This is a genomic window from Planotetraspora sp. GP83 (genome assembly GCF_041262585.1).
In the GTDB taxonomy this organism is placed as follows: Bacteria; Actinomycetota; Actinomycetes; order Streptosporangiales; family Streptosporangiaceae; genus JAOEGB01.
The window spans coordinates 171,934-185,248 of the sequence record NZ_JBGCBZ010000009.1 but is presented as its reverse complement, the minus strand read 5'-3'; the positions used below and the strand labels follow the sequence as shown (position 1 = coordinate 185,248).

At 69.2% G+C, this 13,315-nt stretch carries 13 protein-coding genes; 9 read left to right on the top strand and 4 right to left on the bottom strand.

The window, feature by feature from the left end; genetic code table 11:
- The first annotated feature begins 171 nt into the window (after positions 1 to 171).
- The 6 genes from ABH927_RS15390 (at position 172) to ABH927_RS15365 (ending at position 7,720) form a co-directional block, all read left to right on the top strand.
- Entirely contained in the window at positions 172 to 786 is a 615-nt protein-coding gene (locus ABH927_RS15390; protein ID WP_370021999.1) for a pentapeptide repeat-containing protein, read from the top strand.
- 312 nt (positions 787 to 1,098) lie between these two features.
- A complete protein-coding gene (locus ABH927_RS15385; protein WP_370021997.1) occupies positions 1,099 to 2,643 on the top strand; it encodes a PP2C family protein-serine/threonine phosphatase in 1,545 nt (514 codons plus the stop codon).
- Between the two features lie 44 nt (positions 2,644 to 2,687).
- Entirely contained in the window at positions 2,688 to 3,017 is a 330-nt protein-coding gene (locus tag ABH927_RS15380) for an STAS domain-containing protein (protein WP_370021995.1), read from the top strand.
- 228 nt (positions 3,018 to 3,245) lie between these two features.
- The gene (locus tag ABH927_RS15375; protein WP_370021993.1) at positions 3,246 to 3,725 is read left to right on the top strand and encodes a hypothetical protein; all 480 of its coding nucleotides are present in this window, start codon (positions 3,246 to 3,248) and stop codon (positions 3,723 to 3,725) included.
- Complete coding sequence (locus ABH927_RS15370) at positions 3,722 to 4,897, top strand: zinc-dependent alcohol dehydrogenase (protein WP_370021991.1); 1,176 nt, start codon at positions 3,722 to 3,724, stop codon at positions 4,895 to 4,897. Before ABH927_RS15375 ends, ABH927_RS15370 begins: the two co-directional genes overlap by 4 nt.
- Before the next feature lie 549 nt (positions 4,898 to 5,446).
- Positions 5,447 to 7,720, top strand: coding sequence for an ATP-binding domain-containing protein (locus ABH927_RS15365; protein ID WP_370021990.1), 2,274 nt, complete (start codon positions 5,447 to 5,449; stop codon positions 7,718 to 7,720).
- A 35-nt stretch (positions 7,721 to 7,755) separates the two neighbouring features.
- On the opposite strand, the gene ABH927_RS15360 is transcribed toward ABH927_RS15365, so the two are convergent.
- The 3 genes from ABH927_RS15360 to ABH927_RS15350 all read right to left on the bottom strand — a co-directional run bounded on the left by ABH927_RS15360 (position 7,756) and on the right by ABH927_RS15350 (position 10,345).
- Positions 7,756 to 8,235 carry a Rieske (2Fe-2S) protein gene (locus ABH927_RS15360; RefSeq protein WP_370021988.1) on the bottom strand — a complete coding sequence of 160 codons (480 nt, stop codon included), beginning with the start codon at positions 8,233 to 8,235 and terminating at the stop codon, positions 7,756 to 7,758.
- 111 nt (positions 8,236 to 8,346) lie between these two features.
- Positions 8,347 to 9,639, bottom strand: coding sequence for an AI-2E family transporter (locus ABH927_RS15355; RefSeq protein WP_370021986.1), 1,293 nt, complete (start codon positions 9,637 to 9,639; stop codon positions 8,347 to 8,349).
- Positions 9,640 to 9,802: 163 nt separating this feature from the next.
- A complete protein-coding gene (locus ABH927_RS15350) occupies positions 9,803 to 10,345 on the bottom strand; it encodes a DUF5324 family protein (RefSeq protein WP_370022119.1) in 543 nt (180 codons plus the stop codon).
- Between the two features lie 139 nt (positions 10,346 to 10,484).
- On the opposite strand from ABH927_RS15350, the gene ABH927_RS15345 reads away from it, so the two are divergent.
- Both ABH927_RS15345 and ABH927_RS15340 read left to right on the top strand, forming a co-directional pair.
- Complete coding sequence (locus ABH927_RS15345; RefSeq protein WP_370021985.1) at positions 10,485 to 11,015, top strand: peptidylprolyl isomerase; 531 nt, start codon at positions 10,485 to 10,487, stop codon at positions 11,013 to 11,015.
- An 80-nt stretch (positions 11,016 to 11,095) separates the two neighbouring features.
- Positions 11,096 to 11,989 carry a rhomboid family intramembrane serine protease gene (locus ABH927_RS15340; RefSeq protein WP_370021983.1) on the top strand — a complete coding sequence of 298 codons (894 nt, stop codon included), beginning with the start codon at positions 11,096 to 11,098 and terminating at the stop codon, positions 11,987 to 11,989.
- A gap of 116 nt (positions 11,990 to 12,105) precedes the next feature.
- Here ABH927_RS15340 and ABH927_RS15335 read toward each other — a convergent pair whose 3' ends face one another.
- On the bottom strand, positions 12,106 to 12,351 hold the full coding sequence (locus tag ABH927_RS15335; protein WP_261584661.1) for a cell division protein CrgA: 246 nt from the start codon (positions 12,349 to 12,351) through the stop codon (positions 12,106 to 12,108).
- A 241-nt stretch (positions 12,352 to 12,592) separates the two neighbouring features.
- Here ABH927_RS15335 and ABH927_RS15330 point away from each other — a divergent pair, with 241 nt between their 5' ends.
- On the top strand, positions 12,593 to 13,171 hold the full coding sequence (locus ABH927_RS15330; RefSeq protein ID WP_370021980.1) for an aminodeoxychorismate/anthranilate synthase component II: 579 nt from the start codon (positions 12,593 to 12,595) through the stop codon (positions 13,169 to 13,171).
- The last annotated feature ends 144 nt before the right edge of the window (positions 13,172 to 13,315 follow it).

Genomic DNA, 13,315 nt, shown 5'->3' with positions numbered 1-13,315 from the left:
CACCCCCCGGCCTCCGCGATCAGGCCGGCACGAAGCTCAGCCGCCGCCGGTCACAAAGGGGCGCGGGGCCGTACGGCAGGGGGCTCGGCCGGCGTGGCAGCATGGCCTTCTCCGGCGCGGAAGGTGGACTCATGGGTGTGACTCGCGTGCTGACCGGCCTCTGGAGGCCCCGTGGCTGAGCGGAGGCACGGCTCGCCCGCGCCGGACACTGAGACGACCGTCGAGTTCGAGGACTGGGGCGGGGACGACCTGTCGGGGCAGAGCCACACGCGCGTGGCGTTCGTCGACGTGGACATGACCGAAGTGACGAACGAGGGCGCGGTCTTCACCGACTGCGCTTTCCGCGGGGTGCGGTTCAACGCTTCCGCGCACTCGGACGCGGCGTTCGTCAACTGCACCTTCACGCGGTGCGCCTTCTTCGACGCGACCTTCACCCGGTGCAAGTTCGTCGGCAGCATGTTCGTCGGCTGCTCCTTCGATCTGCTGAAGGTCGTGGGCGGCGACTGGTCGTTCGCCGGGCTGCCGGGCGCGAACCTGGGCAGGGCGTCCTTCAACGGCGTCCGGATGCGCGAAGCCGACCTCACGGGCGCGCGCTGCGAAGGGGCCACGCTCCGCGATGTCGACCTGTCCGGGGCCTGGTTCCGCGGTGCCACGCTCTCCCGGTGTGACCTCCGCGGCAGCGACCTGTCCTCCCTCGACCCGCTCACCGTGGACCTGAAGGGCGCCGTGATCGACACCTACCAGGCCGTCGTCATCGCCACCGCGCTGGGGCTGACGGTGTCCTGACAGTGATCGATGGCGCAGTGTCAGAGGGCGCGGACGGAAACTTTATCCTTGCGATGGAAGGTAACGTCAGGGAAGACATGTGAGTGCGACTCCCGGGCGGCCTCTCCGAGTAGGTGATGGGTCCAGCCACGAACGGAGCGTGTGCGGCCTATGGATGGGAGTGATCGCATTCTGCGGGAGATCCGTCCGGACGGCCGGCCAGAGCCGGTCGGTGAGGAGCCAGGGCCGTTGGGCCAGGACACGCCGTTGAGCCAGGAGACAGCGCCGGTCGGCAGGGACTCGGCGCCATCCAGCCGGCAAGCCGCTGCGGCGATGACCGATGCCGCGATGACCGATCCGGCGGTCGCCGATGCGGTCACGGACGTGCAGGCCATGCTGGACGTCATCTCGGTCCAGGCGGTCTGGTGCGTGGCCATCCGGAACGAGCTCGGCGAGACCGTCGACTTCGAGGTGGGGGCCGCCAGCCCGGAGGCGACGGACGTGCACGGCCGCTCAGGCAAGGAGCTCATCGGGGTGCGGACCCTCGGGACATACCCCTCCGTGCTGGACACCCCGCTCTGGGAAAGCTATCTCCGCGTCCTGAGAACGGGTGAGCCCGAAGAGGTCATCCGCTACGAGCACATGGAAGCCGTGCAGGGCATCCCGCGCCGCTCGATCTACACGGTCAAGGCATCGCGGCTCCGCGACGGCCTGCTGCAGGTCTGGACCCGCCACGACGACGAGGAGCGGCTGGCGGCCCGGCAGGCCCACACCGAGCGTCTGGGCAGCCTGGGCTGGGGCCGCTGGGACTTCGTCACCGGCGAAGTCGAATGGTCGCCGCAGCTCTATCTCATCCACGGCCGCGACCCGGCCGACGGGCCTCTCGGGCTGGAGGACTACCGCGCGATCACGCACCCCGACGACTACTCCGTCATCGAGGACGCCGTAACGGCGCTGACCACAGACGACGGGCCCCATGAGTTCGAGTTCCGGATCAGGGTCGGCGGCGCGTACCGGTATCTCCGGGCAACGGCTGAGCTGAGCCGCGACGCGATGGGCCGGCCCATCGAGATGCACGGGGTGCTCCAGGACGTGACGGACTGGCGGCGGACCGCCGACCAGCTCATGACCGTCCGGCAGAGGCTGGAGGAGGAGTCTCAGCTCACCTCGCACCTTCAGCACATCATCATGCCCGTGCAGGACGAGCCCGTCGCGCTGCCGGGGATGCGGGTGGCCGCGCGGTACGACCCCGCCGAGACGGCGCCTCTGGGCGGCGACTGGTACCAGGTGATCGCCCTCAACGACGACGAGGTCCTGCTCGCCATCGGCGACGTGGCCGGGCATGGCGTCGCCGCCGCGTCGGCCATGGCCAAGCTTCGCCACGCGATCACGGGCCTCGCCTTCGCCCACCACGACCCGGCGGAGACCCTCGTGGCGCTCAACCGGCTGCTGCGCCGGATGCGTCCCGATGTGCTCGCCACCGCGATCGTGGCCCGCTACCAGCCCCGCAGCCGCATGCTCACGTGGACGCACGCGGGTCACCCTCCGATGCTGCTGGTGCGGGGCGACGAGGTGCGGCGGCTGCTCCATCCGGGCGTGCTGCTCGGCGTCTTCGAGGAGGTCGCCTACACCACCGCGTCCGTACGGCTGGAGCCCGGCGATCTGCTCCTGATGTTCACCGACGGCCTCATCGAGCTTCCCGGCCGCGATCTGTTCGACGGTCTCGACATCCTCAGCGGCACCATCGAAGAGACGATGAGGACGGCCCCCCGCGACCGGCTGGCGGCGGTGATGGACGTCCTGACCCCCAGCAACACCAGCGACGACACGTGCATCCTCGTCGCCCGCATAACGCCGAACAACTTGGAAGTGTCTTGATGTCAGATCTGCACATCACGACTGCCACGACTGAGTTCGCCGCCGTGAGCAGTCAGAACACCGGAGTGTTGACCGTACGAGGGACGCTTGACTACACCACCCACCAGCACGCCGCCGAGTTCTTCGACGTGGCCTTCGACCGGTTCGGCCCGCACCTGGTGGTGAACCTGCTGGAGCTGGACTTCCTCGACTCCCGGGCGACGGGTCTGCTGGTGAGTTGCTGGAAGCGCGCCGTCGACGACGGCGGGTGGTTGGCGCTGGTCGCTGTGGAGCGCGGCGCGGCGCGGGTCCTGTGGATAACCGGCCTGGCGTCCCACGTCCCGATCTTCTCCACCGTTGACGACGCACTGGCGGCCGCGCCCGAGCGGGACTGAACGGCGCACAGCGCGCACGGCGCTCGGCTTCCGCACAGGACTGAACGGCCTGGCGCTGGGCGGCGCTCTCAACCGCAATCTCCGCACATGTCCACGGACGTCCTATCGGCGACCGGCCAGGGTCAGCCCCTCGCCAACTCCTGCTCAGGCGACATCGGGGAGAGATAGCCGAGCCCAGGGTGTGGGTAGCCCTTCGAGTGAGGAATCCGGTCAAGGGGGGCGAAAACGATGAAACGTGTCGTTATCGGCGCGGCGACCCTGGCGGGGGCCGGAGTGGCGATGGCGCGATGGCTCGCGTCACGGCATCGCCCGCCAACCCCGGTCAAAGACCCGCATGAGCACACCCGGTGGCTCGGGGTCACGATCAATCGCCAGCCGGAGGACATCTCACGGCAGGGCCGCCTGCCGCAGCCGCTGGCCGGTCTCGATATCGAGGTGCGGATGAACAAGGCCGCCGGTGACCGCGGCACCGAGCTTTACGCCCGGCCGCGCGAGCCGATGCCGAGCGGCGCCGCCGCCGTCATGGCGCGTCTCCGCGGTGACGACCCCCGCCAGATGGTACGGAAAGCCCTTCGCGAGGCGAAGTGCATCATCGAGACCGGAGAACTGCTGGAGCCGGACCGGCCGTTCGCGACGACGCGGCCCACCCTGCCCGGCCGGGTGTTCGATCTGGCGGCGGGGCGCGCACCAGGGGAGGGCCGGCTGTGAAGGCACTGTGCTGGCAGGGCGTCAACGAACTGTCGGTCGAGCGCGTGCCCGACCCGGAGATTCTCAACGCCCAGGACGCGATCGTCAGGGTCATCGCCACCACCACGTGCGGGTCCGATCTGCACCTGCTGGGGGGTTACATCCCGGCCATGCGCGCGGGCGACGTCATCGGTCACGAGTTTCTCGGCGAGGTGGTCGAGGTCGGCTCGGAGGTTCGCCGTCACAAGGTGGGCGACCGCGTCGTGGTGTGCTCGGTCATCGGCTGCGGCCGGTGCTGGCAGTGTCAGCACGACATGTGGTCGCTGTGCGAGAACAGCAACCCCAAGCCCGGCATCACGGACGAGCTCTGGGGAGGCAGCACCGCCGGGATCTTCGGTTACTCCCACGCCATGGGCGGGTTCAGGGGCAGTCACGCCGAGTACGCCCGGGTCCCCTTCGTCGACTACGGCGCGTTCCCCGTGCCCGACGGCGTGGACGACATCAGCGCCATGTTCACCTCCGATTCGGCGCCCACGGGCTGGATGGGCGCCGACCTCGGTGGGGTGAAGCCGGGCGACGTGGTGGCCGTGTGGGGGTGCGGCGCGGTCGGCCAGATGGCCGCGCGCGCGGCCATGCTCCTCGGCGCCGAGCGGGTCATCGCGATCGACCGGTTCCCCGAGCGCCTCGCGATGACGTCGCGCCACGTCGGGGCCGAGGTCATCGACTACACCACCACCGACGTCACCGCCGAGCTCCGCGAGCGGACCGGCGGCAGAGGACCCGACGTCTGCATCGAGGCCGTCGGCATGGAGGCGCACAGCCCGGGCCCGGAGTATCGCCTGGAAAAGGCCAAGCAGCAGCTCCGGATCGAGCTGGACCGCCCCTTCGCCGTACGCGAGGCGATCTTCGCATGCCGTAAGGGCGGATCGGTGTTCATCCTCGGCGTCTTCGCGGGAGCGGTCGACAGGTTCCCGCTCGGCGCGATGATGAACAAGGGCCTGACGGTGCGCGGGGCCCAGCAGCACGGGCACCGGTACATCCCGATGCTGCTCGACCGGGTGGCGAGGGGCGACCTCGTGACGTCCCACCTCGCGACGCACGAGATGTCGCTCGACGACGCGCCCCTGGGCTACGACCTGTTCAAGAACAAGAGGGACGGCTGCGTCCGCGCGGTGTTCCGGCCGGGCATGTGACGGACATCCGCGGCCGATGTCCTCGGCTGACGCCCTCTCGGTTGATGCTCGCGGCGTGCCGCGCGCCCGCGTGGCTCGTGCCTGGCGGGAAATCGCCCGCCACCTCCCCGTCAGGGAGGTGGCGGGCCTCTTGGTGTGTCAGCGGGCGGCTGGGGCGGCCAGCCGTTCCGCCTCTTCGTGCAGGGCCTCTACGAGGAGCAACTCAAGCCGGAGTTCCTCGTCCACAAGGCCGTCTAGGACGTCCATCCGGGCCTCCTTGACACCAATGACGCCCCGGGAGTCACAGCGGTTCACCGAAGACGGCTGTGAATTCTGATATATCCCCAGACGGTTGGTCTCAGCCCAAATGCGGAGGGGTCCCCAAGAGTGCCACCGTGCCGACCCCGATGAAAAAGCTCCCGGTCGTCGCGACCAGGAGCGTATGCCGGCTCGCCGACACGAGCCATTGAGTTTCGCAGGCGGAGATCGGGGTCTTTGCCCTATGCTGGAGAACTCTGCTTAGGCATTGCAGGGTCATAAGTAACCCTATGCTAGGAGTTTACCACAGCGATGGAGCGACGTCAATCCGGAACCGCCCGTGCCGACGCCATCGAGGCGGAGCAGTCCTACGTCTCCAAGCTCTACACGCGACTCGACACCGCGCGGGAGCGCACGGAACAGGCGCTTCGATCAGTCCAGGCCAGGGGCGCCTCGGGCACTCGGCAGGCCACCGTCGAGCGGGAGGTGTCGGCCGGTGAGCACGCGCGACGCCTGTCGCAGCTCTCGGCGGTGGAGCGCGGCCTGTGCTTCGGACGCGTCGACGACAGCGCCGGCGGCACGCTGTACATCGGCCGGATCGGCCTGCGCGACGACGACCACGAATCACTGCTGATCGACTGGCGCGCCCCGGCCGCGCGCCCGTTCTACGTCGCCACGCCCGGCGACTCCGAGACGCTCGTACGGCGACGCCACCTGCACACCCGGAACCGTACGGTCGTGGACATCGACGACGAGGTCTTCGACCTGGACCGGATGAGCGAGTCCGATCGCCGCACGCTGGTCGGCGAGGCCGCCCTGCTGGCCGCCCTCCGGCGCGGGCGGACGGGCCGCATGGGCGAGGTCGTCGCGACCATCCAGATCGAGCAGGACCGGGTGATCCGTTCGGGTCTTCCGGGAGTGCTCGTCGTCCAGGGCGGCCCCGGCACGGGCAAGACGGTGGCCGCGCTGCACCGGGCGGCCTACCTGCTCTACGCCCACCGCTCCACGCTGGAACGGCGCGGCGTGCTCGTGATCGGCCCGAACTCGCTGTTCTCCCGCTACATCGGCCAGGTCCTCCCCTCGCTCGGCGAGACCGAGGTGGTGCTGTCCAGCGTCGGGGAGCTCCACGCGGGCCTGCACGCCACGGCGGAGGACGGGCCGGCCGCGGCGGTCGTCAAGGGCGACCTCCGGATGGCGGAGGTCGTCGAGGCCGCCGTCCGCGACCGTCAGCGCGTACCCGACGGTGACCTGGAGGTGGCCATCCCCATCCGGACGTCGCTGCGAGGCGGCGTCGAGGTGGTGGTCGAGGAGATGACCCTGCGGATGGACCACGCCTCGTGCGTCCGTGCCAGAGAGCGCGCCCGCGACCTCCGCATGCCCCACAACCTGGCGCGCCAATCCTTCGTCGGCCAGGTGCTCCGCGCTCTCGCCCGTGACGAGGCCAGGCAGCTCGACCTGCCGAGGGACGAGGAGGATCCGCGATACGCCGCCACGGTCCTCTGGCGGCATCAGGCGGTTCGCGAGGCCGTCGAGTGGCTCTGGCCGCATCTCACGCCAGAGCGGCTCATCTCTGAGCTGCTCTCCGACGAGGACCTGTTGCGGTCGGCCGCCACGCCGTACCTGTCGGAGCGGGAGATCGCGGCGCTGCTGCGCCCGCGCGGGACGGCGTGGACGGTGGGAGACGTCCCGCTGCTCGACGAGGCGGCGGAGCTCCTCGGAGAGGACGACACCGAGGAGCGGGCCCGGGCGGTGGGCGCCGAGAGGGAGCGGCGTGAGGAGGAGCTCTACGCCAGGGAAGTGCTGGAGATCACCGACCTCGCCGAGCTGATGGAGGAGTCCGCGGACCCGGCCGCGTTCGTCGCCGAGCGGCACCGTGACGGCGGGCCGTACGTGACCACGGCGCAGCGCGCGGCCCGGGACCGGCACTGGGCATACGGGCACGTCATCGTGGACGAGGCGCAGGAGCTTTCGGCCATGGCGTGGCGCGTGGTGATGCGACGGGTCCCGAGTCGCTCGCTCACCGTTGTGGGGGACATCGCGCAGACAGGCTCGGCGGCGGGCGCCAGGTCATGGGGCGAGATGCTCGACCGCTACGTGAAGGGCCGCTGGCGGGAGGAGCGCCTGCTGGTGAACTACCGGACACCGGCCGAGATCATGGCGGTGGCCGCCGACGTGCTGAAAGCGGTGGCCCCGGACCAGGAGCCTCCTGAATCGGTCAGGTACGGCGAGGCCTCGCCGCGCGCCCTCCGCGCCGCCGAGACCGACCTCCGCACGCTGGTGGAGTCCGAACTGGCCGCGATCGGGGAAGGCCGCGTCGCGGTCGTGACGTCCGACGCCCGGCGCGCGGAGATCGCCGCGCTGTTCCCGGAGATGCCGGATCCGCTCGACTCCCCGGTGGCCGTGCTCACCGTGAGCCGGTGCAAGGGGCTGGAGTTCGACGCGGTGGTGGTGGTCGATCCGGGAGGCATCCTGGGACAGTCGCCCAAGGGCGGCCAGGACCTTTATGTGGCGATCACCAGGGCGACCCGCCGCCTGACCGTCGTCCACGAGGGCGAGCTGCCCGAGATGCTCGCACGGCTCGCCTGACCCCCCACCCCGGGGTGGGGGGTACGGGGGACAGGTCAGGCGAGCCGGATGACGCCCTTCTTGATCGTGATCTTCTTCCGGGGGAGCGAACGCGTGGCCGGGCCCTTCACGACGTGGCCGTCGGCGATCGAGAACCGGCTCCCGTGGCACGGACAGTTGATGGTGCCGCCGCTGATGGTCGCCACCGTGCAGCCCTGATGCGTGCACTTGGCGGTGAAGCACTTGAAGACGCCCTTCGAGGGCTGGGTCACCACGTACTTGCCCTTGAGGATCTTGCCGCCGTGCAGCGGGATGCTCTTGGTCTTGGCGAGCACCACACCCTGGGCCGTCTCCTCGCTCTCCTCGGAGGCCTCGGCGGGGGCGGCGACCGCGACGCGGGTGAACAGTGCCACCGTGCCGGCGAGCACCGCCTTGGAGAAGAGCGCCCGGCGGCTCGAGCGAGGAGTCGCCGGAGCGGCGGTGCCGGGGGTGGCCGTTGCAGGGATGGCCGGGTCGGGCAGGGGGGACTCTGACATGACGGGCTGGGACATGCCGTGCCTTTCGCGTCGCAGACGGATCCATCTACGAGAACGGATCACCGTGGCGACCGGTTCACGGCAGATTGCCCGGAAATAATCTAAATCACGTCATAGCCGTTCCTGGCGGGGGAGCACGACCTCTCTCAGCAGCAGGAGGATGGCGGCGGCGAGCGGGATGCCGAGCAGGGCCCCCACGATGCCGAGCAGCGCGCCGCCGAGCAGCGCGCCCACGATGGTGGCCACCGGCGGCACGTCGACCGACGACTTGAACACGCGGGGCGAGATGACGTAGTTCTCGATCTGCTGGTACACGATGAAGAAGATCACGCACGCGATGCCGGCCTGGGATGATGTCAGGAACCCCACGCCGGAGGCCACCACGGCCCCCAGGACCGCGCCCACCATCGGGATCAGGTCGGTCACCGCGACGAAGATGGCGAGCGCCAGAGCGTACGGCACCTTGAAGATGGCCAGGAAGATGAAGGTCACCACACCGGCGATCAGCGAGATGATCAGATTGCCGGCGACGTAGCCGCCGATCTGGTTGATGACCTCGTCGGTGAGCAGCCGGACCCGGGTGCGCCGGGACCGCGGCACGAGGCGGTAGCCCGTCTCCTTGATCGAGCTCAGCGATCCGAGGAAGTAGAGGGTGAGAACCAGCACGGTGAGGCCGCTGAACAGCGCGCTGATCACGACGCCCGCGACGCCGAGGAGGCCGCCGAACATCTGCGTGGCGAGGCTGCCGCTGGAGACGTACTGCTGGAGCTTCTCCAGGAGCTGGTAGCGCTCGTCGACCGAGCGGATCAGCGGATGGTTCTGCATCTGCTGCACGAACTCGGGAAGGTGCTGGACGAAGCCCGTGGTCTGCTCGGTGAGCGGGGGGACGATCGCGATCCCGAAGGCCACGAAGAACGCGATGACCGAGCCGAACACGATCGTGATGGCGAGCCTCCGGGAGAGGTTGCGCCGCTGGAGCGCCTCGACGGCCGGGTTGAGGCCGATGGCGAGGAACAGCGAGACGACGATCAGCACGATGGCCGATCCCGCGCTGGCGACCGCCTGGACCAGCAGCCAGGCCGTGAGCACGCCCAGCGCGGCCGTCAGGCCGAAGAGAAAGGGATTGCTCCGCAGTGGACGGCCGGGCCGCCCGAAGGGCTGCTCCTCGTCCCGCTGCGGCTTGTCATGCCCAGGCTTGTCCCGCTGAGGCCCGTCCTGCTCAGGCTCGTCCGCTTTGCTCCCGGGCCGGTCGGCGGTCCTGCCTTCGTGGGTCACCGCGGCCGGGCCGTACGGCCTGACCGGGTCTTCGTCGCCGGCCACCCCCGGGGGCCTGCCGTTCTGGATCAGCTCAGGGGAAAGCACGCCGAACGCATCGACGCGGTGGGAATCGCCAGTCTCGGGCACGCCTCCACGGCTGCCCGAGAAATGACCAATTAGTCCTATATATGCGCTTGAAGGGGGGAGAAAGGTCACCCCTACATGCGTGTACGGCCGGCGCTTGGCGGCGCCGGCCGTACACAGGCCATGTCGTGCATGCGCTCATGTCGTGCATGTCGCGCATGTCGTGTCAGGAGAGCTTGCCCGAGATGTCGTTACTCTTCTTGCTCACCGTGTCGGCCTTCTCATTCACCGTGCCGGCGGCTCTGTTCACCTTGTCGGCCGTCTCCTCGGCCCGGTCTCCGACCCACTTGCTGGCGTCGGCGCCGGTGTGCCGCAGGCTGTCCTTCATGGTGTCCGTCCACCGCTGGGCGTTGTTGCGGTACATCGCCACGCCCACCGCACCGATCGCGGCACCGGCGAGCAGCGCCAACACCGGCCAGCGGCGCCGGGCCTTGACCCTCGGCGGCACATCCACCTTCCTGGCCAGGTCGGTCAGGAACGCGCTCAGCATCGGCGCGACCTGGTCCTCGACCGAATGAGCGGCCTGGTCAAGCTTCGGCGCCGCCCAAACCCGGGCATCCTCAACGCGGTGCGTCGCGACGTCGCGGGCGGTCTCCGCTACCGGACCCACCTTGTTGCCCGCCTTTCTGGCCTGGACCTTCACCTGGCCCAGCCACGTCCGCGGAATGATCACCTCGGCGCGGCGCCTTTTCTTCATTGTCAGGGACACGATCAACCTCCCCTGTAGACGGGGCCCCGTGACGACCCCTTCCCGTGTGGTTGCGGCTCAACCATGGGCGGTGCTTAGAGTCATGCTCGATACCCTGTTCACCGGACAACTAACACCCGTACATAAGGGGGCGGCCTCCGTGGCTGAGAACCTCATCGCGAATCTGCGGACCAACCGCGGCACGATCCGCGTCAAGCTCTTCCCGAACCAGGCGCCGAAGACGGTGCGGAACTTCGTCGAACTCGCCGAGGGAACCCGGGAGTGGACGCACCCGGAAACCGGCGCCAAGACGACCGACAAGCTGTACGACGGCACGATCTTCCACCGGGTCATCGGCGGCTTCATGATCCAGGGCGGTGACCCGCTCGGCCAGGGCATCGGGGGCCCCGGCTACGACTTCGACGACGAGATCCACCCTGAGAACCAGTTCAACCGGCCCTACCTGCTGGCCATGGCCAACGCGGGGAAGCGGTTCGGCCGGGGCACCAACGGCTCCCAGTTCTTCATCACGGTCTCGCCGACCCCGCACCTCAACCAGGGGCACACCATCTTCGGTGAGGTCATCGAGGGCACCGAGGTCGTCGACGCGATCGCCAAGACCGAGACCGACGGCCGCGACCGTCCGGTCAACGAGGTGGTCGTCGAAGAGGTCACCATCGAGCGTTCCTGAGCCCGGGTCGTGAGAGGGGCGGCCGGGGCGTCATCGGCTTATAGGCTGGGAGCCGTGGAAATGCCACTTGGAAGGACTCCATGACCTCCCAGCCCCCGCCGCCGACCCCTCCCCCGGCGGAGCCGCCGGCGCACCCCGGGCCGGAGGCCGTGCCGACCTGCTTCCGGCACCCCGACCGCGAGACCTATGTGCGCTGCCAGCGCTGCGAGCGCCCGATCTGCCCTGACTGCATGCGCGACGCGGCGGTGGGCCACCAGTGCGTCGAGTGCGTCCGCGAGGGCAACCGCGCCGTACGGCCGGCGCAGGCAGTGTTCGGCGGCGCCGCCGTCGCGGCCCCGCGGGTCACCTGGACGCTGCTCGTCATCAACGTGCTGGCCTACGCCGCCGAGTTCGTCCAGCCGGCCCAGGTCCTCCGCCAGTTCGAGATGTGGTCCTTCGGGGTCTACCAAGGCGAGTGGTGGCGGCTGATCACGAGCGCGTTCCTGCACGCGCCGCCTCCGAGCCTGTGGCACATCGTGTTCAACATGTGGGCGCTCTACGCCATCGGCCCGGAGTTGGAGCGGCGGCTCGGCTCTGTCCGGTTCGCCACGCTGTACCTGCTCGCGGCGCTCGGCGGATCGGTCGGCATCTACCTGTTCGGGCAGGAAGCGGTCGGCGCGTCCGGTGCGATCTACGGATTGTTCGGCGCGCTGTTCGTGGTCGCCAGAAGGCTCGGCTACGACGCCCGCGGCGTGCTCTGGCTGATCGGGATCAACGTCGTGCTGACGTTCGTCGTGGCGAACATCAGCTGGCAGGGCCACCTGGGCGGTCTCGTCACCGGGACACTGGTCGCGGCGGCGTTCGCGTACGCTCCGTCACGGAACCGCACCGTCGTCCAGTTCGGCGCGGCCGCCGCCATCCTCCTGGTGCTGGTCCTGCTCGTGATGCTCCTCCCGCCCACGGCATACCCGGGGTTGCCTGCGATTACGGGCTGAGATCGGCGCTGCCCACAGGCTGTGGATAAAGGCTGTGGAAAGATTGGGCCGAGGAACCGCCGACGTGGAAGCGGCGGTAGGGCAGGACCGTTATCCGCCCGCTCGCCTGCGGCCGGTCAGCGCCACTTCGTCGACAGCACCACGCCGAAGATGATGAGGCCGAAACCGATCAGCAGGTTCCAGTTGGCCAGCGCCTGGATTCCCGGCGTGTGCGGCGCGATGTAGTACACCGCGATCCAGATGATGCCGATCAGCCACGCGGCGACCATGACAGGGGCGAGCCAGCGCGGGCTGACCTTCACCGTCTGCGTCTTCTGCGGCGGCGTGTAGACGGCCTTCTTGCGGGTCTTGGGCTTGGGCACTGGAGTTCTCCTGGTGGGCACCCGCGCGGAATGCGGGTTCTGTCAGTAGCGTAGTCGTTGTTCGGGCGGAGTCCGGAGCAAGGATAGTGGGCGCGGCCGTTCCGCCGCGATCCCCCGAAAGAGTGACCCCGCTGACCAGGGACGATGCCCGCTTACTCGCGGCAAGACGCCCGAATTGCCGTATTCTGGTGTGTCGGCTTCTTCGGGGGAGGCCGCTCTTCTTCTCGCCATGGTTGGACGCATGACCGGTATTCGCGTGCTCGTCGTGGACAATCACGACAGTTTCGTTCACACGATCGTCCAGTATCTCCGCGAGCTGGGCGCCGACTGTGACGTCCGGCCGCGCGACCATGTCACCGTGGACGACGCCGGCGGGTTCGACGGGGTCCTCATCTCTCCCGGGCCGGGAAGTCCCGAGGCCGCCGGGGTCAGCGTCCCCCTCGTCCGTCACTGCGAGGAGCGTGGCATCCCGCTGCTGGGCGTATGCCTCGGCCACCAGGCGATCGCCGTGGCGTACGGTGGGACCGTCGCCCGCGCCCCCGAGCTGATGCACGGCCGTACGAGCCCGGTCGCGCACGACTCGCGGGGCGTGTTCACGGCCATCCCCTCACCGGTGACGATGACGCGTTACCACTCGCTCGCCGTCGTTCCCGATACGGTCCCCGAAGCCCTGGAAGTCAGCGCCATCACGCCGGACGGCGTCATCATGGGCCTCCGTCACCGGACCGCGCCCATCGAAGGCGTACAGTTCCACCCCGAGTCGGTCGTATCCGAACACGGTCATCGACTTCTCGGCAACTGGCTCACCCAGATTGTGTAACGCTTCCCCCTTCCCGTACGACTACCAGATGAGGGCCTCCGCCATTGCCCCCGAGTGGCGGAGGCTCTCTTCGTGCCGAGGCAATGGCGGCCATTGCCCACGTGTCTCCCTGGGGCTGGCGGAGGCCTTCTCTTCGTGCCCAGG